This is a genomic window from Citrobacter sp. CtB7.12 (assembly GCF_001297795.1).
In the GTDB taxonomy this organism is placed as follows: domain Bacteria; phylum Pseudomonadota; class Gammaproteobacteria; order Enterobacterales; family Enterobacteriaceae; genus Citrobacter_A; species Citrobacter_A amalonaticus.
In genome coordinates this window covers 43,632-67,455 of sequence record NZ_LIFT01000013.1, presented here as the reverse complement: position 1 = coordinate 67,455, position 23,824 = coordinate 43,632, and the positions used below count along the sequence as shown (strand labels likewise).

The 23,824-nt window shown below is 55.1% G+C and carries 19 protein-coding genes; 8 read left to right on the top strand and 11 right to left on the bottom strand.

Annotation, left to right across the window (positions count from 1 at the left end; genetic code table 11):
- Positions 1 to 43: 43 nt before the first annotated feature.
- Together AOY24_RS16230 and AOY24_RS16225 are read right to left on the bottom strand one after the other, a co-directional pair.
- Positions 44 to 364: a PTS fructose-like transporter subunit IIB gene (locus AOY24_RS16230; protein WP_044257490.1), complete on the bottom strand. Its 321-nt coding sequence runs from the start codon at positions 362 to 364 to the stop codon at positions 44 to 46.
- A gap of 15 nt (positions 365 to 379) precedes the next feature.
- Positions 380 to 1,459 carry a PTS fructose transporter subunit EIIC gene (locus AOY24_RS16225; RefSeq protein ID WP_044257488.1) on the bottom strand — a complete coding sequence of 360 codons (1,080 nt, stop codon included), beginning with the start codon at positions 1,457 to 1,459 and terminating at the stop codon, positions 380 to 382.
- A gap of 308 nt (positions 1,460 to 1,767) precedes the next feature.
- Here AOY24_RS16225 and ptsP point away from each other — a divergent pair, with 308 nt between their 5' ends.
- Genes ptsP through AOY24_RS16210 form a run of 3 tightly spaced genes read left to right on the top strand, consistent with a single transcriptional unit; the run spans position 1,768 to position 6,059 of the window.
- Positions 1,768 to 4,269, top strand: a complete 2,502-nt coding sequence (gene ptsP, locus AOY24_RS16220; RefSeq protein ID WP_054176976.1) for a phosphoenolpyruvate--protein phosphotransferase — start codon at positions 1,768 to 1,770, stop codon at positions 4,267 to 4,269.
- Between the two features lie 11 nt (positions 4,270 to 4,280).
- Positions 4,281 to 4,943: a fructose-6-phosphate aldolase gene (fsa, locus tag AOY24_RS16215; protein ID WP_042998940.1), complete on the top strand. Its 663-nt coding sequence runs from the start codon at positions 4,281 to 4,283 to the stop codon at positions 4,941 to 4,943.
- Positions 4,944 to 4,955: 12 nt separating this feature from the next.
- Entirely contained in the window at positions 4,956 to 6,059 is a 1,104-nt protein-coding gene (locus tag AOY24_RS16210) for a glycerol dehydrogenase (RefSeq protein ID WP_054176975.1), read from the top strand.
- Positions 6,060 to 6,103: 44 nt separating this feature from the next.
- Here the strand turns inward: AOY24_RS16210 and AOY24_RS16205 are convergent, their stop codons facing one another.
- The 4 genes from AOY24_RS16205 to AOY24_RS16190 form a co-directional block, all read right to left on the bottom strand.
- A complete protein-coding gene (locus AOY24_RS16205) occupies positions 6,104 to 7,009 on the bottom strand; it encodes a DMT family transporter (RefSeq protein WP_054176974.1) in 906 nt (301 codons plus the stop codon).
- A 108-nt stretch (positions 7,010 to 7,117) separates the two neighbouring features.
- The gene (katG, locus tag AOY24_RS16200; protein ID WP_042998937.1) at positions 7,118 to 9,298 is read right to left on the bottom strand and encodes a catalase/peroxidase HPI; all 2,181 of its coding nucleotides are present in this window, start codon (positions 9,296 to 9,298) and stop codon (positions 7,118 to 7,120) included.
- A gap of 165 nt (positions 9,299 to 9,463) precedes the next feature.
- A complete protein-coding gene (gene metF, locus AOY24_RS16195; RefSeq protein WP_042998936.1) occupies positions 9,464 to 10,354 on the bottom strand; it encodes a methylenetetrahydrofolate reductase in 891 nt (296 codons plus the stop codon).
- Between the two features lie 157 nt (positions 10,355 to 10,511).
- The gene (locus AOY24_RS16190) at positions 10,512 to 11,417 is read right to left on the bottom strand and encodes a LysR family transcriptional regulator (protein ID WP_042998935.1); all 906 of its coding nucleotides are present in this window, start codon (positions 11,415 to 11,417) and stop codon (positions 10,512 to 10,514) included.
- 87 nt (positions 11,418 to 11,504) lie between these two features.
- Between AOY24_RS16190 and AOY24_RS16185 the strand changes: the two genes are divergently transcribed.
- The gene (locus AOY24_RS16185; protein WP_042998934.1) at positions 11,505 to 11,876 is read left to right on the top strand and encodes a carboxymuconolactone decarboxylase family protein; all 372 of its coding nucleotides are present in this window, start codon (positions 11,505 to 11,507) and stop codon (positions 11,874 to 11,876) included.
- Positions 11,877 to 11,967: 91 nt separating this feature from the next.
- Here AOY24_RS16185 and metL read toward each other — a convergent pair whose 3' ends face one another.
- Complete coding sequence (gene metL / locus AOY24_RS16180; protein ID WP_054176973.1) at positions 11,968 to 14,400, bottom strand: bifunctional aspartate kinase/homoserine dehydrogenase II; 2,433 nt, start codon at positions 14,398 to 14,400, stop codon at positions 11,968 to 11,970.
- A gap of 2 nt (positions 14,401 to 14,402) precedes the next feature.
- The gene (gene metB / locus AOY24_RS16175; RefSeq protein ID WP_054176972.1) at positions 14,403 to 15,563 is read right to left on the bottom strand and encodes a cystathionine gamma-synthase; all 1,161 of its coding nucleotides are present in this window, start codon (positions 15,561 to 15,563) and stop codon (positions 14,403 to 14,405) included.
- A 277-nt stretch (positions 15,564 to 15,840) separates the two neighbouring features.
- On the opposite strand from metB, the gene metJ reads away from it, so the two are divergent.
- Positions 15,841 to 16,158: a met regulon transcriptional regulator MetJ gene (gene metJ, locus AOY24_RS16170; RefSeq protein WP_042325599.1), complete on the top strand. Its 318-nt coding sequence runs from the start codon at positions 15,841 to 15,843 to the stop codon at positions 16,156 to 16,158.
- A 67-nt stretch (positions 16,159 to 16,225) separates the two neighbouring features.
- On the opposite strand, the gene AOY24_RS16165 is transcribed toward metJ, so the two are convergent.
- The 3 genes from AOY24_RS16165 to rpmE form a co-directional block, all read right to left on the bottom strand.
- Positions 16,226 to 17,758: an MFS transporter gene (locus tag AOY24_RS16165; RefSeq protein WP_054176971.1), complete on the bottom strand. Its 1,533-nt coding sequence runs from the start codon at positions 17,756 to 17,758 to the stop codon at positions 16,226 to 16,228.
- 91 nt (positions 17,759 to 17,849) lie between these two features.
- Positions 17,850 to 18,530, bottom strand: coding sequence for an oligogalacturonate-specific porin KdgM family protein (locus tag AOY24_RS16160; protein ID WP_042998930.1), 681 nt, complete (start codon positions 18,528 to 18,530; stop codon positions 17,850 to 17,852).
- A gap of 346 nt (positions 18,531 to 18,876) precedes the next feature.
- Positions 18,877 to 19,089, bottom strand: coding sequence for a 50S ribosomal protein L31 (gene rpmE, locus AOY24_RS16155; protein WP_042325590.1), 213 nt, complete (start codon positions 19,087 to 19,089; stop codon positions 18,877 to 18,879).
- 202 nt (positions 19,090 to 19,291) lie between these two features.
- On the opposite strand from rpmE, the gene priA reads away from it, so the two are divergent.
- From priA to ftsN, 3 genes are all read left to right on the top strand, one after another.
- Positions 19,292 to 21,493 (top strand): primosomal protein N', encoded by a 2,202-nt coding sequence (gene priA, locus AOY24_RS16150; RefSeq protein WP_054176970.1) that lies wholly within the window; start codon positions 19,292 to 19,294, stop codon positions 21,491 to 21,493.
- A 157-nt stretch (positions 21,494 to 21,650) separates the two neighbouring features.
- Positions 21,651 to 22,676 carry a DNA-binding transcriptional regulator CytR gene (gene cytR, locus AOY24_RS16145; RefSeq protein WP_044257471.1) on the top strand — a complete coding sequence of 342 codons (1,026 nt, stop codon included), beginning with the start codon at positions 21,651 to 21,653 and terminating at the stop codon, positions 22,674 to 22,676.
- A gap of 85 nt (positions 22,677 to 22,761) precedes the next feature.
- A complete protein-coding gene (ftsN, locus tag AOY24_RS16140; protein ID WP_054176969.1) occupies positions 22,762 to 23,742 on the top strand; it encodes a cell division protein FtsN in 981 nt (326 codons plus the stop codon).
- Positions 23,743 to 23,824: the final 82 nt, after the last annotated feature.

Sequence of the window (23,824 nt, the reverse complement as noted above, 5' to 3'; positions counted from 1 at the left end):
GTAGGCCGGATAAGGCAGCGCCGCCATCCGGAACACAAAAAACTTATGCGGTTTGCGCCAGATGCGCGCCAATCTTGTTCATAATCGCGTCGGCGCGTTTTACCGCATCGCTGATGTTGACACGGACGATAGTCTTACCAGCAAAACGCTCCTCAAATTTAATCCCGATATCCTTGGTCAGAATGACGATATCAGCCTGTGCCACATCAGCGGGTGTCAGTTCATTTTCCAGACCAATGGAGCCCTGCGTCTCCACTTTCACTTCCCAGCCTTTCGCTTTGGCTGCACTTTCCAGCGCTTCAGCGGCCATATAGGTATGTGCAACACCTGAAGGACATGCGGTTACTGCAATAATTTTCGTCATGACGCCACTCCTCACTTAATTAATTTCAAAATCTAAATCCAGATCGTCTTCTTTCTCGTCGGTCTGAGAGACATTCTTGCGCGCCAGGCTTTTCAGCACGTTCACACAGATAGCCGTCACCACCGCACCTACCGCCACCGCGGCGACATAACCCAACTTACCTTCAACCACCGGCAGAACAATCAGTCCACCCCAGCCTGCGTAACACTGAGCGCCGAACAATGCCGCCGTGGCCGCACCACAGGCCGAACCCAGCATGATGGAAGGAATGACGCGCAGCGGGTCAGCGGCAGCGAAAGGAATCGCCCCTTCGGTAACGCCCACACATCCCATCACCAGCGCCGCTTTACCGGCTTCGCGCTCTTCAGAAGAGAAATTTTTACGCCCCACCAGCGTCGCCAGTCCTAAGCCCAGCGGCGGCACGCAGATCCCGACCGCCGCAATGGCCACGACGGTGTAAACCCCCTGCGCTACACAAATCAGCATGAAGGCGTAGGCCACTTTGTTGATCGGGCCGCCCATGTCAAAGGCCAGCATCAGCCCCATAATCACGGCTAACATCACGATGCTGCCCTGCTGCATGCCTTGCAGCCACTGGGTCAGACTGGCGGTCAGCGCGCCAACGGGTTCGCCCAGTCCCCACATCATGATGCCCGCCGTAATAAAGGTCCCGATGACAGGAATCACGAAGATGGGCATGACAGAACGCAATACCTTATGGACCGGAATTTTTTTCAGGTAATACACCACAATGCCGCCGATAATCCCGGCAATCAGCGCCCCGAAGAACCCGGCGCCGAAGCTGTTGCCTACCCAGGCACCAATCGCGCATGGTGCCAGCGCGGAGCGTTCCGCAATGGAATAACCAATGTACGCCGCAAGGAAAGGCACCATCAGGGTCAGCCCGGCCACGCCGATATCAAACAGCTTTTTGAGATTCGGATCGGTCGCGGCATCAGGCACCGCCCCTTTCCCATACAGCATGACGGAGACTGCCAGTAAGATGCCGCCCGCAACCACAAAGGGGATCATATGCGACACCCCCGTCATCAGATGCTGACGGGTATTTTTCAGGATGTGTACCAACTCATTCATAAGTCGCTCCCGGGCAGGTGTTTGCCCATATCCATAACGTTGTTGTGGCAAACAATAGGCAATCCGCAAGGTCGCAGACAGTGGATAAAAAGGCCATTTACTGGATTTTTGTAATGTCAGTACAAAAATGCGATCCGCTTCATAAGTTGAAGGATAAGAGAATTCACGGATACCGGGAGGACTTGTGAACTGTCTCCCACTTTTCGCCTTACATTACATTTGTCCAGTTTTTGGCAGAATTGTCACATGGCAGCGAACAAGCAAGGCCTTTTATGCTGTAGGCAGAAAACCGTTATGGGAGAAAGGCAATGGCCCTGATTGTGGAATTTACCTGTGAGCTGCCCAATGGCGTCCATGCGCGCCCGGCAAGCCATGTTGAGACCCTGTGTAACACCTTTACTTCACACATTGAGTGGCACAACCTGCGAACCGATCGTAAGGGCAACGCCAAGAGCGCACTGGCGTTGATTGGCACGGATACGCTGGCTGGCGACCCCTGCCAGTTGCTCATTACAGGAGCAGATGAATCCGATGCCCATCAGCGCCTGAGCCTGTGGCTGCGCGACGAGTTCCCCCACTGCGATGCCCCGCTGGCAGAAGCCAGTAACAGCGAATTAGAACCACTACCGGCTTCACTGACTCACCTGAACCCGCAGCTTTTCCGCGCCCGTAGCGTTTGCAGTGGTAGCGCGGGCGGTATCCTGACGCTTCTCTCTTCGCTGGATCTCAACGCGCTCGGCGAACTCCCTGTGGCAGGCGATGTGGAAAGCGAGCAGTCGGCGCTGGATCGCGGCTTAACGCTGCTGGTAAAAAACATTGCGTTTCGTTTGCTCGACAGCGACGGCGCCACCAGTGCGATTCTGGAAGCCCACCGTTCGCTGGCGGGCGATACCTCCTTACGTCAGCATTTGCTGGCAGGCGTTTCTCGCGGCTTAAGCTGCGCGCAGGCGATTGTCGACAGCGCCAACCATTTCTGCGATGAGTTTGCCCGTTCCAGCAGTCGCTATTTGCAGGAACGCGCGCTGGACATTCGCGACGTCTGTTTCCAGTTGCTGCAACACATCTACGGCGAAAAGCGCTTTCCGGCACCGGGAAAGCTGACCCAACCCACCATCTGTATGGCGGATGAGTTGACGCCCAGCCAGTTCCTGGAACTGGACAAAACGTTCCTCAAAGGACTGCTTTTGAAAAGCGGCGGCACCACTTCGCACACGGTGATTCTTGCTCGTTCATTCAACATCCCCACTCTGGTCGGTGTCGCGATTGACGCTTTAACCCCGTGGCTGCAGCAAGAAGTTTATATCGATGGCAATGCAGGAGCGGTGGTGGTCGCGCCTGATGAACCGGTCAGCCGCTACTATCAGCAGGAAGCCCGTGTACACGAGGCGCTGCGCGAGCAACAGCGCGTCTGGCTGACCCAGGAAGCGCGCACGGTCGACGGCATTCGTATGGAAGTTGCCGCTAACATTGCTCACTCCGTGGAAGCGCAGGCGGCATTTGGCAACGGCGCGGAGGCGGTTGGCCTGTTCCGCACCGAAATGCTGTATATGGATCGGCTCAGCGCTCCGGACGAGAACGAGCTGTACAACATTTTTTGCCAGGCGCTGGAATCCACACAGGGGCGCAGCATTATTGTGCGTACGATGGATATCGGCGGCGATAAGCCCGTTGATTATCTGAATATTCCTGCTGAAGCCAACCCGTTCCTCGGCTATCGCGCCGTGCGTATCTATGAAGAGTACGCCGCGCTGTTTACCACTCAGCTCCGGTCGATCCTGCGCGCATCGGCGCACGGAAGCCTGAAAATTATGATCCCGATGATCTCCTCAATGGAAGAGATCCTGTGGGTGAAAGAGAAACTGGCGGAAGCCAAACAGCAGCTTCGCAATGAACAGATCCCATTTGATGAGAAGATCCCGCTCGGCATTATGCTGGAAGTCCCGTCAGTGATGTTCATCATCGACCAGTGCTGTGAAGAGATTGATTTCTTTAGTATTGGCAGCAATGACCTGACGCAATACCTGTTGGCCGTTGACCGCGATAACGCCAAAGTGACCCGCCACTACAACAGCCTGAACCCGGCCTTTCTGCGCGCGCTGGATTTCGCGGTGCAGGCGGTGCACCGTCAGGGGAAATGGATCGGCCTGTGTGGCGAGCTCGGGGCAAAAGGTTCCGTTCTGCCATTGCTGGTCGGGTTGGGGCTGGATGAAATCAGCATGAGCGCCCCCGCCATTCCTGCCGCTAAAGCGCGAATGGCGCAACTCGACAGTCGCGCCTGCCGACAATTGCTGAATCAGGCGATGGCCTGTCGCACGTCGCTGGAAGTGGAGCATCTGCTGGCGCAGTTCCGCATGTCACAGCAGGATGCCCCACTGGTCACCGCCCAGTGCATCACCCTCGACAGTGACTGGCGCAGCAAAGAAGAGGTGATCAAAGGAATGACCGACAATCTGCTGCTCGCCAGCCGCTGCCGCTACCCCCGCAAACTGGAAGCCGATCTGTGGGCTCGTGAGGCAGTATTCTCTACCGGGCTGGGCTTCAGCTTCGCCATTCCGCACAGCAAATCTGAACACATTGAGCAGTCCACTATCAGCGTGGCACGCCTGAAAGCGCCTGTCCGCTGGGGAGATGACGAGGCGCAGTTCATCATCATGCTAACGCTCAACAAACACGCGGCGGGGGACCAGCACATGCGTATTTTCTCACGCCTGGCCCGTCGCATTATGCACGAAGAATTTCGCAATGCGCTGGTGAATGCCGCGTCTGCCGACGCGATTGCCAGCCTGCTGCAACATGAGCTTGAACTTTAAGAGGAAGCAAAATGGAACTGTATCTGGATAGCGCCAATGTGGCGGAAGTCGAACGTCTGGCCCGCATCTTCCCTATCGCCGGGGTGACGACCAACCCGAGTATTATCGCGGCAAGCAAAGAATCCATCTGGGATGTTCTGCCGCGTCTGCAAAAGGTGATTGGCGAAAACGGCGTTCTGTTTGCCCAGACCATGAGTCGCGATGCGCAGGGAATGGTGAACGAAGCTAAACGTCTGAACAATGCCGTTCCGGGAATTGTGGTGAAAATCCCGGTAACCTCTGAAGGACTGGTCGCCATCAAGCAGTTGAAAAAAGAGGGCATAGTCACCCTGGGAACCGCCGTGTACAGCGCCTCTCAGGGACTACTTGCCGCGCTGGCGGGGGCAAAATATGTCGCGCCTTACGTCAACCGCGTAGATGCCCAGGGCGGAGACGGTATTCGCACCGTTCAGGAATTACAGACGCTACTGGAACGTCATGCCCCGAAAAGCAAAGTGCTGGCCGCCAGTTTCAAGACCCCGCGCCAGGCGCTGGACTGTCTGCTGGTGGGCTGTGAAGCAATCACCCTTCCTTTAGATGTAGCGCAACAAATGCTCGATACCCCTGCGGTAGAGTCAGCTGTTGAGAAGTTTGAGCAAGACTGGAAAAACGCATTCGGTAACATCAACCTGTGAGGGAAATAAGGTATGGATCGCATTATTCAATCCCCTGGTAAGTACATCCAGGGTGCAGATGTCATCACTCGTCTTGGCGAATACCTCAAGCCGTTGGCTGAACGTTGGCTGGTTGTTGGCGACAAATTTGTTCTCGGTTTCGCTCAGGGCGAACTGGAAAAAAGCTTTAAAAACGCAGGACTGGCGCTGGAAGTCGCGCCGTTTGGCGGTGAATGCTCGCAAAACGAGATCGACCGTTTGCGCAGCGTGGCGGAAAATGCGCAGTGTAGCGCGGTGCTCGGCATCGGCGGCGGTAAAACGCTGGATACCGCCAAAGCCCTTGCCCACTTTATGAACCTGCCTGTGGCGATCGCCCCGACCATCGCCTCAACCGATGCGCCCTGCAGCGCACTTTCCGTTATCTACACCGATGCTGGTGAATTTGACCGTTATCTGCTGCTACCGCACAACCCGCATATGGTTATCGTCGACACCAAAATCGTTGCCGGCGCCCCGGCGCGTCTGTTAGCCGCAGGGATTGGTGATGCGCTGGCCACGTGGTTTGAAGCACGCGCGTGTTCACGCAGCGGCGCGATCACCATGGCGGGCGGCAAATGCACTCAGGCGGCGCTGGCGCTGGCTGAACTGTGCTACAACACGCTGCTCGAAGAGGGTGAAAAAGCAATGCTCGCCGCCGAGCAGCATGTCGTGACCCCGGCGCTTGAGCGCGTGATTGAGGCCAACACCTATCTGAGCGGCGTCGGCTTTGAAAGCGGCGGTCTGGCTGCCGCGCACGCGGTTCACAACGGTCTGACGGCGATCCCGGATGCGCATCACTATTATCACGGTGAAAAAGTGGCCTTCGGTACGCTGACGCAGCTGATTCTGGAAAACGCGCCGGTTGAAGAGATTGAGACCGTTGCCGCACTGTGCCATTCCGTCGGTCTGCCGATTACGCTGGCGCAACTGGATATCAAACAGGATATCCCGGCGAAGATGCGTATTGTGGCAGAAGCCTCCTGCGCGAAAGGCGAAACCATTCACAACATGCCTGGCGGCGCTACGCCGGATCAGGTTTATGCCGCACTGTTGGTTGCCGACCAGTACGGTCAGCGCTATCTGCAAGAGTGGGAATAACACGCTCTACACTCCCGGCCTCGCCGGGAGTGTTTCTTATCTCATCAGGCCTGTTCGACCACCTGCACCTCACGCTTTTTCCGGCTGACAATTGCCAGCGCCATAACGATCAGCACAATTCCCCCACCCTCAACGGGACCGGGGTTTTCACCAAGCAGCCACCAGGAAAACAGCACGCTACAGACCGGCACCGCCAGGGTGCTTAAGCTGGCGATACTGGCAGGCAAATTCTTCAGGACAAACAGCCACAAACTCCAGGCCAGCGCCGTCGCCAGAATCGCGCTATATCCCAGCGCCCAGAGGACCACCGGCTGCCAGTCAACTTCCCGCTGCGGCACCAGCCAGGCCACCGCACTCATCACCAGCGCGGCATACAACATCTGCCAGGCCGTTAACGACAGCAAATCGACGCGTGGATGGCGGGTATAAAGACGTTTAGCGACAATGGCGCTCGCTCCCCAGCTGACTCCGGAGAGAATCGCCAGCAGAGCGCTCTTCAACGTTGATAAATTCAGTTGCCACGGTTGCAGCACCAGCAGTAACCCTATTGCGGCAATGGCAATTGCGGCGTATTGCAGGCGTCGCAGTCGCTCCCCCAGAAACAGCGCCGCCAGAATAACGACCCAAAACGGCATGGTATAGGTCAGGATAGCGACTTTCCCCGCCCCGCCGCTGACCAGCGCCCACTGACCGAAGCCAATCATCCCGCAGGTCTGCAACAGCGCAATCGCCAGCGTAAACCGAAACGGCGTCGGGTGCAGGCCACGGCCGCGCAAAAGGAGGACGAGGAATAATATTAAGGCTCCGAAGATACAGCGTAATGCAGTGAAGTCGAACGCGCCGATATAGCTCGTGACCTGCTTCATAAAAATCCAGCTATAGCTCCAGATAAGGGTAAGCAAGATAAGTCCACCGATTGCCAGTGGATTGCCCTTTCCTGAGACAGACATGATAGATCCAGTAGATTAACGTTTCCTGCGGACACTATACCCCTACAAATACACTTCAGCGACTGCAAGCCGTCGCTGAAGTGGGGTCAGATTACATCAGGGGTGGGCTTACTGCAGGTCGAAACGGTCCAGGTTCATCACTTTCACCCATGCCGCAACAAAGTCCTTCACGAACTTCACGTGCGCATCGCTACCGGCATACACTTCCGCCAGAGCACGCAGCACCGCATGAGAGCCAAAAACCAGGTCCGCACGAGAAGCGGTGTATTTCACTTCACCTGTCTGACGATCGCGACCTTCAAACTGTTCGTTTGACTCATCAACCGGTTTCCATTCGTGACGCATATCCAGCAGGTTGACGAAAAAGTCATTGCTGAGTACACCCGGACGATCGGTAAAGACACCATGTTTACTGCCGTCGTAGTTCGCGCCAAGCACGCGCAGACCACCCACCAGCACGGTCATTTCTGGTGCGGTCAGAGTCAACTGCTGCGCTTTATCGATCAGCAGAGACTCTGTTGTTGCCACGCCAGGTTCACCGCGATAGTTACGGAACCCATCAGCGATCGGTTTGAGGAGCTCAAACATCTCAATATCTGTCTGATCCTGACGCGCATCCACACGACCAGGCGTAAACGGCACATGAATGCTGACACCTGCAGCGCTGGCGGCTTTTTCAACCCCCACGACACCGGCAAGAACAATGATATCGGCCAGCGACGCTTTAGCGGAATCACGCTGGATTTTCTCCAGAACCGGCAGCGCACGCGTAGCAATCGCATTGACATCCCAGCCGCGCTGCGGCGCTAATGCCAGACGCGCACCGTTCGCCCCGCCACGTTTATCCCCCCCGCGGAAGGTCGACGCAGACGCCCACGCAACGGACACCAGTTCACCGACAGAGAGACCGGAATCCGCAATGGCAGACTTCAGGCTCAAGATATCTTCTTCCGTTGGATTGAAGGTGGGTTGCGGCAGCGGGTCCTGCCAAATCAGATCTTCTTTTGGCACTTCCGGTCCGATGTAACGCGCTTTCGGCCCCATATCACGGTGGGTCAGTTTGAACCACGCACGGGCGAAGGCTTCGTTAAACGCCTGCGGATCGTTCAGGAAACGGCGGGAAATTTTTTCGAATTCCGGATCAAAACGCAGCGTCAGGTCGGTGACCAGCATCGTCGGCTTACGTTTTTTCGACGGGTCGAACGGATCAGGAATGATTTCTGGCGCATCGACTGCTTCAAACTGGATGGCGCCAGCCGGACTGCGCGTCTGTACCCACTCATATTTGAACAGGTTCTCGAAGAAGTAGTTGCTCCACTGGGTTGGGGTTTGCGTCCAGACCACTTCCAGTCCGGATGTAATCGCATCCGCGCCCACACCGCTACCAAAATCACTTTTCCAGCCTAAACCCTGGTTTTCGATCGGTGCCACTTCCGGGTCCGGGCCGACGTGCGTCGCCGGGCCTGCGCCGTGGGTTTTCCCTAATGTGTGACCGCCGGCAATCAACGCAACGGTCTCTTCGTCGTTCATCCCCATGTTGCCAAAGGTTGCACGAATCGCTGAAGCCGCCGAAAGCGGTTCACCGCTGGCGTTAGGACCTTCCGGGTTAACATAGATCAGCCCCATCTCGGTGGCGGCTAAAGGACGTTTAGCCAGTTCTTCCGGGTCACGGTGGGCAAGCCACGTTTTCTCATCGCCCCAGTTTACATCCAGATCCGGTTCCCAGACGTCCTCACGACCCGCACCGAAACCAAAGGTACGGAAGCCGGAGTTTTCCAGCGCAACGTTACCCGCCAGAATAAACAGGTCGGCCCAGGAAATTTTTTGTCCGTATTTTTGCTTGATTGGCCACAGCAGACGACGCGCCTTGTCCAGACTCACGTTATCCGGCCAGGAGTTCAGGGGAGCAAAACGCTGCTGTCCGCGACCTGCGCCGCCGCGTCCGTCAACGGAACGATAGGTACCAGCCCCGTGCCAGGCCATGCGGATAAACAGACCGGCATACGTTCCCCAGTCAGCAGGCCACCACGGTTGAGATTCGGTGAGAAGCGCTCTGAGATCGCCTTTCAGCGCGGAATAATCTAATTTGCTGAATTCTTTGCGGTAATCGAAATCTTCACCCAGCGGGTTTGAGCGATTGGAATGTTGGTTTAACAAGTCGACGCGGAGCTGGTTAGGCCACCAGTCACGGCTGGTTGTTCCTGCTCCAGCGCTCTGGTCATGGCCGCCCTGATGAAAAGGACATTTTCCGGCGGACGTCGGGTTATGGATATCGTCTGGCGTGCTCATCTATATGCTCCCTTTACAGTGTTTACATTACGATATACACCTACAGAGATAAGATATAGTCGAAAAAATCCACAGATTCGATAGCCGATACCTTTTATATTTTTAGTTACAGAGATGTAGATCAAAATGAGGTGTAATAAAGCCCTCCGGGGAGGGCCGAGGCATTTAGATACCGGGTCTGACACCCAGGGTGTGGCAAATGGCATAACTCATTTCAGCGCGGTTAAGTGTATAGAAATGAAAGTCTTTTACGCCTTCCCGGCTTAAAATTTTCACCATGTCCATGGCGATATTTGCTCCCACCAGCTTACGGGTTTCCGCATCGTCATCGAGGCCATTAAACATCTGTGACATCCACGCCGGAATGCGCACATTGGTCATATCGGCAAACTTCTTCGCCTGCTTAAAGTTCGAGACCGGCAGAATGCCAGGAATGATTTCCACGTCGATACCCGCAGAGACGCAGCGGTCACGAAAGCGCAGGTAGCTTTCGACGTCAAAGAAAAATTGGGTAATGGCGCGGTTCGCCCCGGCATCCACTTTACGTTTCAGGTTGAGCAGATCCGCCTGCGCGCTTTTCGCTTCCGGATGCACTTCCGGGTAAGCGGCGACGGAGATATCAAAGTCGGCCACCTCTTTCAGCAGGCTCACCAGGTCGGCAGCATACATATCGGGCTTACCGCTGCCTGCCGGCAAATCGCCGCGCAGCGCAACGATGTGGCGGATTCCGTTGTTCCAGTAGTCCTGTGCAATAGTACGCAGTTCATCGCGGGTCGCATCAATACAGGTCAGGTGCGGTGCGGCTTCCAGACCGGTGCGATCTTTAATCCCTTTGATGATGCTGTGCGTGCGATCGCGTTCGCCAGAGTTGGCGCCGTAGGTTACCGAAACAAACTTCGGCTTCAGGCTGCTCAGGCGATCAATGGAATTCCACAGGGTTTGCTCCATTTCACTGGTGCGCGGCGGGAAAAACTCGAACGAAACGTTAATCTGACCCTGGACTTCCGCCAGGCTCTGATTCAGGGCTTCCCGCTGGTTGGCGTGAAAAAAGCTCATACCTTACCTCATCAATCGCTTGTCATTATATGTTGTGTTGTGAACATCTATCCGTTTAGACGTCCAGATGTAAAAATGACGGAAAAGCACGATGACGTCAACTGAAAAATCATCGTTGATGGTGAGGAAAAGTCAGGGAAGATGAAAAAAATTCACGTTAGTGGGCTATACCAGCGGACAGCATCATGCTTTTCAGCCATTGTAAGCGGGCAGCGTTCTCCGGCAACATCGCCAGCCCCGCCTGAATGCTGAGTTCACCCTCGCTCAGTGGTCGAAAAACCACGCCCTGACGCTGAATAGCGGCAAAGGAAGCAGGGAATAAGCTCAGACCATCGCCATGGGCTATTCGCGCCAGCAGAACGTCATGCTCCAGCGGCTCTTCAAGACAGGCAGGAGCGTAACCCACACGCTGAAAGCGTGCCCGCGTAGCGTCAAAGAAGGCCGGATTTCGTTCCCGGCTAAACCAGAACAGCGGCCGGTGATTAAGTGCTTTCAGGGAGAGGGTGTCACTGCCAGCCTCTGACCAAATGGCAGGTAGCGCTGCGATGAGCGGCTCACGCCAGTCGAGCGGCGTGATGGTCAGTCCGGCGGTCTCCAGCGGCAACGCCACCACGGCAGCATCCAGTTTTCCGCGTCGCACCTGACGTATGAGATCGGGCGAGCCCTGGCGCACAAGACGCAGGGTATCAACCCGGGTATTCAGTTGCGTTTCCAGCGCGGCGAAAACGCCCTGCTCAAATGCCGTCGTCAGCCCCAGACGCAACGACTGCACGCCGTCTGGCGCAAGCTGATTCAGGGCCGCATAGGTTTTATCCTGCTGTTCCAGCAGCGGACGCACGATCTCCAGCACGCGCAGCCCCTCATTCGTCAGCGTCAACCCTTTGGTATGACGGACAAACAGCGTCACCCCCAGACGTTCTTCAAGCTGGCGTATATGGCGGCTAAGCGGCGGTTGCGACATAAACAGTCGCAGGGCTGCCCGGCTCATGTTGTTCTCTTCCGCCACCACGGCAAAGTAACGCAGCAGGCGAATATCCAGAGAGTGCAGAAGCGGTGTTGTCATACCGAAAAGGTATCACGGAAACGGTATTATCCAAATCATTCCACCCACCCTATCCTCACGTCATCACTAACAGATGAGGAAGACACTATGCATTCAGAACGCTTTATCACCGGTCAGAACATGCTACAGCAGGTTGATGGCAAAGGCGGCGATGCCGTCGTCGAGAGCCTGAAGGACATCGCTCCCGACTTCGCTCGCTATCTGATTGAGTTTCCTTTTGGCGACATTTATTCCCGCCCCGGACTGGATTTACGCAGTCGGGAAATCGCCACCGTCGCCGCCTTAACCGCACTGGGCAACGCCGCACCGCAGTTGAAGGTTCACATTGCTGCCGCGCTGCATGTCGGGTTAACGCAGGAGGAGATTATTGAGGTCATGATGCAGATGGCAGTGTATGCCGGTTTCCCGGCGGCGCTGAACGGTCTGTTCGCCGCAAAAGAGGTGTTTGCTGGTCGGTAACACGCCGGACAGGATGCTGAAGCATCTTATCCGGCCTGAATTACGCCCGAACCATCGGCCGGATAAGCGCACTGCGCCATCCGGCAAAAAACTACAGCAACTGCGCCAGACGGTTAATATCCGACTGAATCGCCCCGGCAGTGACGTCACGCCCGGCACCGGGCCCGCGGATCACTAACGGGTTATCGCGATACCAGCGGCTTTCGATAGCAAAGACGTTATCGCACGGCAGCAGCGCTGCCAGCGGATGCTCCGGGCGAACCGCTTCTACGCCAACACGCGCTTTGCCATTGGCATCGAAACGCGCCACATAGCGCAGTACCAGCCCCATTTCACGGGCCGCTTCCAGACGCTGCACCATCTGATCGTTCAGCTCATCGCCATTCTCAAAGAAGTGGTCGATTGAGCCTTCTTCACAATGCGCGGGAACCAGCGACTCAACGCGGACCTGATCCGGCTCGATGTCATAGCCTGCTTCGCGTGCCAGAATCACCAGCTTGCGCATCACATCTTTACCCGACAGGTCAACGCGCGGATCCGGCTCCGTCAGTCCCTGTTGCCAGGCCTGATCCACCAGATCGGTAAACGGCACAGAGCCATCAAACTGCAGGAACAGCCAGGACAGCGTGCCGGAGAAGATCCCGCTGATCGACAGGATGGTGTCGCCGCTGTCGATCAGATCGCGCACGGTGTGGTTGATCGGCAACCCCGCACCCACGGTCGCGTTATACAGCCAGTGGCGCCCGGTCTTATCAAACGCGTCGTGGATCTGGCGATACTTATTGCTGGTGCTTGCACCGGCCAGTTTGTTCGCACTAATCACGTGAAAACCGTGGCTGGCAAAGTCGAGATACTGATCGGCGAGCTGTTCGCTGGCGGTCACATCCAGCACCACCAGATCGTCATACGGGTGTGCGCGCATCCACAGGAACAGCGACTCTTCATCCTGTTCAATGGCTTCATCATTGAAGAACGCCAGCGCCCGGCTGGCGTCCAGCCCTTCGTAGTTCAGCAGGCTGCGACGGCTATCCACCACCCCGGCCAGCACAAATTCAAATCCGGTACGCGCCGAGAGCGTGCTCTGCTCGCGGGCAAACAGCTCCAGCCAGCGGGAGCCGATGTTGCCCTTGCCGAAAAGCACCAGGCCGATGCGTTTTTCAGCGCGGAAAATGGACTGATGCAGACCCTGAATCAGGCTCTCCGTTGGGCCGGTACGCAGTACGGCCACCAGGCTGATGCCCTCTTCCGACTGCCAGGTAAATTCTACCGGCTGTCCTTTCAACTGTTGCCAGAAACGATGGCAGTGCAGCGGGTTACGGGTGACGCCTGCGCCCACCATCGCCACCAGCGCCAGCCCCTGACGCAATCGCAGTTCACCCGGCAGACCGGCTTCATCGAGGATTCGCAGGGCACTGTCGGCCACTTCCGAGGTATAGCAGAACTGCAGCAGATGACGATCGGTATGGACGCCAACGGCCAGCGGACGCACCTGTGCCCGCTTGAGGACCTGATCGATATCTTTATGCGCCTGCTTAAAGTCCTGGCTGGCAGGCACCTGAAATTCAATCAGGCAGACGTCATCATGGCTGGTCACGATACGCGCACCGGTCCCGGAAGCTAATACACGCTCAATGCGCGTGGAGCCTTGATCTGGCGTATAACTACAGCGCAACTGAAGATCGATATCGCTGCCAGAAACCGGCTGCAGCGTACGGGCGTGCAGAACCGGTGCCGCCAGACGCGCCAGCTCGCTGGCTTCATCCAGACGCAGCAGCGGCAGCAGGCAGGCATCTTTGACTTTACGCGGGTCTGCGCTGTAAACCCCGGCCACATCACTCCAGATGGTGACGCGAGACACTCCTGCCAGCGCACCGATCTGCGTGGCGGAGTAGTCAGAACCATTACGGCCCAGCAGCACCGTTTCACCCGCATTACTACGACTGATAAAACCGGTCACGACCAGACGTTTCTGCGGATGCTGGATCAGCAGTTGCTGTAATAGCGGGTAAGAAAGCCCTTCATCCACCTGCGGTTGCGCAGCGCGCTCAGCGCGTAAGAATTCACGTGCATCCAGCCAGGCCGACTCCATGCCCTGCTGATTGAGCACAGCCGACATCAGACGCGCTGACCATACTTCACCGTGGCCCACGACTTCCGCATAAACGGCGTCATTCACGCCGCTGTCCAGCAGATTGGCCAGACGTTCCAGATCGTTGATAAACAGGCTGGTTAATGCCTCCGCCACGTCGGCGGGAAGCAAGCCGCTAATCAGTTCACACTGATAGCGTCGCAGGGTCTGTTGTACCTGATGCGCAGAGAGGCGATCGGTCTGACTTAATTTCAGCCAACTGATCAGTTGGTTGGTCGTACTGCCCGCAGCGGAAACCACCATCATGTCGTCAGGCTGTGAGTATTCCGCCATGATGCCCGCGACGCGCAGATAACACTTCACGTCAGCCAGACTACTACCACCAAATTTGTGCAGTTGACGACCCTTCGCCCCTGCCTGCGCAATCACACTCATGTTTACCCCTTGTTTGCAGCCCGGAAGCCATTTTCCAGGTCGGCAATTAAATCTTCGCCATCTTCAATACCCGTGGAGATACGCAGCAGCGTCTCGGAGATCCCGGCGGCCGCACGCGCTTCTGGCGCCATGCCAGCATGCGTCATCGTTGCGGCGTGAGAGATTAAGCTTTCCACTCCCCCTAAAGATTCCGCCAGCGTAAACAACGACAGCCCACTCAGGAAACGACGCAGCGTCTGCTCATCGCCATCCAGTTCAAAACTCAACATTGCGCCAAAGCCTTTCTGCTGCCGCGCGGCAATGTTATGCCCCTGATTTTCTGGCAGCGACGGATGATACAGCTTTTTCACCAGCGGCTGGGTTTGCAGGTAATCGACGATCGCCTGTGCATTACGCTGCGCCACTTCCATGCGCGGCGACAGCGTACGCAGCCCGCGCAGCAGCAGGTAGCTGTCAAACGCGCTGCCGGTCACGCCGATATTATTCGCCCACCAGGCCAGTTCGGTGACGATCTCCGGATCTTTGGCTATCACCACGCCCGCCACGACGTCAGAGTGACCATTCAGATATTTCGTGCATGAATGCAACACCAGATCGGCGCCCAATGCCAGCGGATTTTGCAGCGCCGGGCTTAAAAAAGTGTTATCGACAACGCTGACGGCCCCGGCTTCACGTGCCAGTTGACATATTTTCGCAATATCCACCACGCGTAACAGCGGATTACTCGGACTTTCTACCAGCACCAGTTTAGGTTTTTCTGCCAGCGCGGCCTGCAACGCCTGCTCATCTCCCTGATCGACAAAGCGCACGCGATAGCATCCGCGCTTCGCCAGGCTGTCAAACAGGCGGTAGCTACCGCCGTAGCAGTCATGTGGCGCAACCAGCAGATCTCCGGGCTTCAGGAACACGGTCGTCACCAGATGAATCGCCGACATGCCGGTATTGGTCAGTACCGCACCCGCACCGCCTTCCAGTTCGGCCAGCGCACGCTGAACCACATCGCGCGTCGGGTTACCGCGACGGGAGTAGTCATGGGCGCGCGGCTCATTAAAACCGGTAAAATTATAGGTACTGGAAAGGTGAATCGGCGGAACGACGCAACCGTACTGTTCGTCGTCATTTAACCCGCTACGCACTGCGATGGTGGCCTGTTTACGCGTCATGTTAGGGTGTTCCTGAGCTGAGTCGATGAAAAGTCAGGTCCCAGAGTAAACAGGTTCACAATAGACGTCAATACATCTGGACATCTAAACTTCTTTGCGTATAGATTGAGCAAACTGGAAATAGCCGTTAAAATTATCTGCATTAGCGCACAACTACAGGTGCTTAATCCGTGTCACGGTATCGCCTGTACGGTAAACTATGCGGAATTACGGTGAGTAACCATACGAGAAGTGCGGTCTTACCCCATATTAATGACGAAGAGGATTAAGGTATCTCATGGCTGAATGGAGCGGCGAATATATCAGCCCATACGCTGAGCACGGTAAGAAGAGTGAACAAGTAAAGAAAATTACGGTTTCCATTCCTCTGAAGGTGTTAAAAATCCTCACCGATGAACGCACGCGTCGTCAGGTGAACAACCTGCGTCACGCCACCAACAGCGAGCTGCTGTGTGAAGCGTTTCTGCATGCTTTTACCGGACAACCCCTGCCAAACGATGCAGACCTGCGCAAAGAGCGTAGCGATGAAATCCCGGAAGCGGCGAAAGAAATTATGCGCGAACTGGGCATCGACCCGGAGACGTGGGAATATTGATGCAGAAAAGAGCAGAAGCCACGCTTCTGCTTTTTTTCATGGTGATTATCGGTTTGGCTCTCTCGGATCAGGCTGGCTGATGGTACTGCGCCTTCTGCCGGTTTACATAACCAATCGTATTGTTTCCCCACAGCTGTTCGTACGGCATACCAGCCAGCATCTCCACGGTCTGGCGCGCCTGAGGTGTGATCGCGTCCGGGGTAACCCCTCCGGCCTGACGCATTTTCAGTGTCTCTTCGCGCAGTACTTTGTGCGTTTTCAGGTTTAATCGAAAACGCAGTGAAACCAGGAATCCCATGCAGAGCACCGCCACCGTACCGAAACTCAGAATCAGCATGATGGTATGGCTGACACCCGGCACCTGAGTGGCCTGTCCTGAGACAAAACCGGAATACTGCATCACAATGCCGACCAACATTACGGCACCGGCCTGAGAAGCTTTGCGAGTCAGGGTCATGATGCCCGCAAATATCCCCTCGCGACGCTGTCCGGTGATGACCTCATCCACATCCGCAATATAGGTATAAATGTTCCACGGGATATAATTGATGCCGCCGCGCCCCAGACCGGCCACCGCGGAAATCAGCAGCAACAGCGCCGAATTGTCGCTCATCCCGCTATAGTACAGTGCGGAGTATGACAGCGCGCCCAGACCAAACAGCAGCACCACCACACGATACGACGGCGCCGGGCCAAAACGGATACACAGCGGGATCATCGCCATCACGGCGATAAACTGCAGGATCGCCATCGTCCCCATGAGATTGGACGCCAGCGTTGGGCTTTGCATCAGCACGAACACCACGTAATAGGTAAACACAGCGTTAAAAACGTCCTGCGCAATATAGCCGCCGAGATACATCCCGAGATGCAGACGAAAAATTCGAATGCGAAACGTTGAGCTCAGCTCAATCACCAGGCGATGCAGACTCTGCACCAGAGTCAGCTTTTGCGCCTGCACCGCCAGCTCTTCCGCACTACGTTCACGTTCCCAGGTAAAGATCCAGACGAAAGTCAGCACCACGGCACACATAATGGCGAACACCAGGCTGGCGTAAAAGAAGGAGATGGCATTGTCCTTACCAAAATGGTTCAGCAAAATACCGGGTAAAAAAGCCGCCAGGATCGCTGACAGTTGCGCCATCGCGATACGCGCCCCGGAAAACTTCGTTTTCTGCCTGAAGTCGTCGGTCATTTCCGGAACCAGCGTTTCATAAGGCACCAAAATCATGGTGTAGACCACGTCGAACAACAGATAGGCGGCCAGATAATACCAGTAGCTCATTCCCTCCATCCACATCAGGCTATAGGAGAAAACGCAGGGAATACCCAGTAAAATAAAGAACTTCCGTCGACCAAATCGTTTTCCCAACCACGTATTGCCAAAGCTATCCGTCAGATATCCCATCAGCGGACTGACCACCGCATCCAAAATTCTCGCCATCGCAAAAATAAACGTCGCCTCTATTGGTGTTAATCCGCAAAAGGTGGTGAAAAAATATAATAACCATGCCGCAGTCAGCGCGGTTGTCCCTGCGCCAAGACAATCACCTGAGCCATAGGCGAGGTAATTCACAAGACCTATTTTTCGCTTATTCATCTGGATTCCCTGATTATTAAGCATGAAGTACGCGCGGCAAAAAAAAATACGCTTACCGCACAGGAATATGTCATAGAGAAGAATTTATTAATCAGAAAGTATAACCAATACCAATACGATAACGTGTCTGACGATCGTCGGTTGTCGCTGTATTATAGCCGGAAGAGACGTTACCCACTTCAGCAAAAGGAATCCAGGAACCTATTTTATAGGCAACGCGAAAGTTAAGTTCATAGTCTTCTTTTTTATTATTATATAAATCTTCACTGTCTGCGATTTTATAAATACCGTTCAGTTCAAACATCCAGTCATGAAGGTTATAGCCCAACCAGGCCTCCGGGCGATAAACCATTCGATCATCTCTGCCTTCTGAATTGCGACGAGTATACTCAAAACGATAGCGGAATGCCGTCCACCAGCTATCATTGATATTATATTGCACACGCAAGTACGGCTTATAGATTGCCTGACCTTCATCTGTTTCTATCGCCAGTCCCGGTTGCCAGACAAGGTCTTGCCAGGTGAACTGGTAACTGGCCGTGTACTCGTTACCGTTCGTCTCCATGTTATTAACCGGATGTTTTGGATCCGAATCATCAGAGCGCGAAATCGCTTCTACCGCAACGCCAAATCCACTGGCAAAACGATGGGACATATAAACACGGTCATAGTTACGTCCGTCGTCATAATATTCATGACGATAATCTACGTAGCCAGCATGAGCGGCTCCAGATAATATTGGAATAAGTAATAACGCATATCCACGCTTCATAGCAATCCCTCTCAATAGAATACATCAAAAACAATCTGACCTTATCAACATCACAACGATAAAAATGCAATGATGAAAACAAGGATAATTTTATATTACGAAGTGAAGTTTATTTAAGTGGGAAAGTTAAAACCTTTTAAATTTTGCCAGCAAATAAAAATCATGGCAAAAAAAGGAAGATAAGAGAGACAGACATCACCAACAGAAACAATTTATCGATAAATTAAAAACACTATTTCAATTTGCCGTGGCGTTATTTATTCAAGACATTAATGATATATATGGAACAGATAAATTTCAGAGACAAAAAAAGCGCCAGTCGGCGCTTTTTTTTGACAGCTGAAACTTATTTGCTGCCCGGGATGTTGAAACGCTTGTTGAAGCGGTCAACACGGCCACCGGTTGCAACGTCACGCTGTTTGCCAGTGTAGAACGGGTGGCATTTACCGCACACGTCCAGGTTCAGATCGTGACCAACGGTAGAGCGGATTTTCATGACGTTACCGCAAGAACAGGTAGCAGTAATTTCTTCGTATTTCGGGTGAATATCTTTTTTCATGGGAAACCTCAGTTTAAGGCCGCGTCGCTCTTCCAGCCCTAACGCCAGACACCACGCGATGTTGATAGTATAGTTTGACACAATCAATTTGCATCAAAGGCGGCGAATCATACAGAAATTAGCCCACTCATGCAAACTGATTCGCTCGTCACCCACGACTAATGTGTATACTAACCCGCCAGATTTCAAGTCAGGACGATTTATGCCCGTAGCGCGCGTTGCCTTACCCGTTCCGCTTCCCCGCACCTTTGACTATCTTCTGCCGGAAGGCATGAGCAGCGTCAAGGCAGGATGTCGCGTGCGCGTGCCGTTTGGCAAACAGCAAGAGCGCGTCGGGATCGTGGTTTCGGTCAGCGACAAAAGCGAGCTGCCGCTGAATGAACTGAAAGCGATCGTTGACGTGCTGGATGATGAACCGCTCTTTTCGACCTCTGTCTGGCGTCTGCTGATCTGGGCGGCGGATTATTATCATCATCCCATCGGCGATGTGCTGTTCCACGCTCTGCCCATCCTGTTGCGTCAGGGGAAACCTGCTACCAACGCGCCAATGTGGTACTGGTTTGCCACCGAAGAGGGTCAGGCCATTGATCTCAATAGCCTGAAGCGTTCCCCCAAACAGCAGCAGGCGCTGGCTGCGTTACGGCAGGGGAAAATCTGGCGCGATCAGGTGGCTGCTCTCGAATTCAACGATGGCGCGCTTCAGGCGCTGCGTAAAAAAGGCTTGTGCGAACTGGCGAGCGAAACGCCTGGTTTTAGCGACTGGCGCACAAATTACGCGGTCTGCGGCGAACGTCTGCGCCTGAACACCGAACAGGCCACCGCCGTTGGCGCCATTCACAGTGCGTCAGACAGTTTCTCCGCCTGGCTGCTGGCCGGGGTGACAGGCTCAGGTAAAACCGAAGTTTACCTGAGCGTACTGGAAAACGTCCTCGCGCAGGGTAAACAGGCGCTGGTAATGGTGCCGGAAATTGGCCTGACGCCGCAAACCATCGCCCGCTTTCGCGAACGTTTCAACGCGCCGGTGGAAGTGCTGCACTCCGCTCTCAACGACAGCGAACGCCTCTCTGCCTGGCTGAAGGCGAAAAACGGCGAAGCCGCGATCGTCATTGGCACCCGTTCCTCCTTATTTACACCGTTTAAAAATCTTGGCGTGATCGTGATCGATGAAGAACACGACAGTTCCTATAAACAGCAGGAAGGCTGGCGCTACCATGCCCGCGATCTGGCGGTCTGGCGCGCCCATAGTGAACGCATCCCGATTATCCTCGGTTCGGCAACGCCGGCGCTTGAGACGCTTTGCAATGTCAGGCAGAAAAAATACCGCATGCTGCGCCTGACGCGTCGTGCCGGAAACGCACGCCCCGCCACTCAGCATGTACTCGATTTAAAAGGTCAACAGGTACAGGCAGGCCTGGCACCGGCGTTAATCGCCCGTATGCGCCAGCATTTACAGGCCGATAACCAGGTAATTTTATTCCTCAACCGCCGGGGTTTTGCGCCTGCGTTGCTTTGCCACGACTGCGGCTGGATTGCAGAGTGTCCGCGTTGCGATCACTACTACACCCTGCACCAGGCGCAGCACCACTTGCGCTGCCACCACTGCGACAGTCAGCGCCCGGTGCCGCGTCAGTGCCCCTCCTGCGGCTCCACGCATATGGTGCCGGTCGGGTTAGGCACCGAGCAGCTTGAACAAGCCTTAGCCCCCTTCTTTCCCGGCGTGCCGATTTCCCGCATTGACCGCGACACCACCAGCCGAAAAGGATCGCTTGAGCAACATCTGGCGGAAGTCCATCGCGGCGGCGCAAGGATCCTGATCGGCACCCAGATGCTGGCAAAAGGTCACCACTTCCCTGATGTGACGCTGGTTGCGCTGCTGGATGTGGATGGCGCGTTGTTCTCCGCAGACTTCCGCTCGGCGGAGCGCTTTGCCCAACTTTATACTCAGGTGTCCGGACGCGCAGGACGCGCAGGCAAACAGGGGGAAGTGGTTTTGCAGACTCACCATCCGGAACATCCGCTGCTGCAAACTCTGTTGCATAAAGGCTATGACGCGTTTGCCGAACAGGCGCTGGCCGAACGCCAAACGATGCAACTGCCGCCGTGGACCAGCCACGTCATCGTGCGTGCTGAAGATCATAATAATCAGCAGGCTTCACTGTTTTTGCAGCAGCTGCGTAATCTGATCCAGGCCAGCCCGCTGGCAGATGACAAGCTCTGGGTGTTAGGCCCCGTTCCGGCGCTGGCGCCGAAGCGCGGCGGACGCTATCGCTGGCAGATTTTATTGCAACATCCATCACGAATTCGTTTGCAACATATCGTCAGCGGAACGCTCGCGCTCATCAATACCTTACCGGATTCACGCAAGGTGAAATGGGTGCTGGATGTCGATCCTATTGAGGGATAACCCCCTCACGATGCGAGGCGGATCGTAAAATTTAACACCCATCACACTTTTTATGAAAATTCTGTAACCGTTTCCATTCGCTATCTGATAAAAATGTTTCCGATGTGAATTTAAACAGGGATTGTGCTGCGCCGGATTTCCCAGGCGAGGAGAAAGAGTGAAACCGAATAAGCAGGTTGCTGCCGCTACAATGAAAGATGTTGCCATGAAGGCGAAAGTCTCAACGGCAACCGTGTCTCGCGCGCTAATGAACCCGGATAAAGTCTCTCAGTCCACCCGAAACCGGGTTGAACAGGCAGCTGTAGAGGTCGGGTATTTACCGCAGGCGGCGGGACGCAACGTTAAACGTAATGAATCGCGAACCATCCTGGTGATTGTTCCGGATATTTGCGATCCCTTCTTTAGCGAACTGATCCGTGGGATCGAGGTCACCGCCGCCAGTCATGGCTATCTGGTGCTGATCGGCGATTGTGCGCATCAGAACCAGCAGGAAAAAACCTTCGTCAATTTGATCATCACCAAGCAAATTGATGGCATGCTGCTGCTGGGCTCTCGTCTGCCGTTTGACGCCAGTATTGAAGAGCAGCGCAATCTGCCGCCGATGGTGATGGCGAACGAGTTTGCGCCGGAACTGGAACTGCCCACCGTCCATATCGATAACCTGACCGCCGCATTCAATGCCGTGAACTACCTGCATGAGCTGGGACATCAGCGCATTGGCTGTATTGCCGGGCCGGAAGAAATGCCGCTGTGTCATTACCGCTTGCAGGGCTACGTGCAGGCGCTGCGTCGTTGCGGTATTACCGTTGATCCGCACTATATCGCCCGTGGGGATTTTACCTACGAAGCTGGCGGCAATGCGCTTAAACAACTGTTCGACTTGCCGCAACCACCGACAGCGGTATTCTGTCATAGCGATGTTATGGCGCTTGGTGCCCTCTCATGGGCCAAACGTCAGGGCATCAACGTCCCGGATGACCTGTCGATTATTGGTTTCGACAACATCGCCCTGGCGGAGTTTTGCGATCCGCCGCTGACCACCGTTGCGCAACCGCGTTTCGAAATTGGTCGCGAAGCGATGCTGTTGCTGCTTGACCAAATTCAGGGGCAAAATGTCAACAGCGGCTCGCGTTTAATGGATTGTGAGTTAATCCTTCGGGGTACGACGCGCGCCTTAACGTAAACCTTTCAGACACCGCGTCTGGTCAAAGGCCCGCCGCTTAAGTAACATGGCGGGCTGACGAACGAATCAATACAGCGAAACGATAGTGGCACAACGAGATTATGTACGTCGCGGCCAACCGGCACCTTCGCGGCGCAAAAAGAGCACCTCACGGAAAAAGCAACGCAACACGTCTGCGGTATCGCCCGCAATGGTCGCCATTGCCGCCGCCGTGCTTGTGGCCTTTATCGGTGGTCTGTACTTCATTACGCATCATAAAAAAGAAGAATCCGAAACGTTGCAGGGTCAGAAAGTGACTGGCAACGGGCTGCCGCCAAAGCCGGAAGAGCGCTGGCGCTATATTAAAGAGCTGGAAAGCCGTCAGCCGGGCGTACGTGCGCCCACAGAACCGTCAGCCGGTGGTGAAGTCATGAAGCCGGATCAACTGACTGAAGAACAGCGCCAGTTACTTGCGCAAATGCAGGCCGACATGCGCCAGCAACCGACGCAGCTCAACGAAGTGCCGTGGAACGAGCAGACACCGGCACAACGTCAGCAAACGTTGCAGCGCCAGGCTCAGCAACGTCAGGTTGAGCAACAGCAGCAGTGGAACAGCACGCCGCCGGTTCAACAGCCGCGTACGCAGCCACAGACGCAAACGCGTACTGCGCAAACGGCGCCAGTGCAGCAGCCTTCGAAGCCTGCCACGCAGACGCAGAAACCCGCTGCGACGTCGCAACCGTACCAGGATCTGCTGCAGACCCCGGCACACACCACGGCATCGCAGCCAAAAACACAGCCAGCCGCACCGGTTGAGCGCGTGCCAGAGGCACCGAAGCCGACGACAGAGAAGAAAGACGAACGTCGCTGGATGGTACAATGTGGTTCGTTTAAAGTCGCAGAACAGGCAGAAACCGTGCGTGCACAGTTAGCTTTCGAAGGCTTTGACTCCAAAATCACCACCAATAATGGCTGGAACCGCGTGGTCATCGGGCCGGTGAAAGGCAAAGAGAATGCCGACAGCACCATTAGCCGTCTGAAGATGGCAGGTCACACAAACTGTATTCGACTCGCCTCCGGGGGTTGAAACCCCCAAAATCCCCCCCATCTATACTTGCATTATGCCCCGCACACCATGCGGGGCTTGTATTCTGCATTTGTAACCAAGG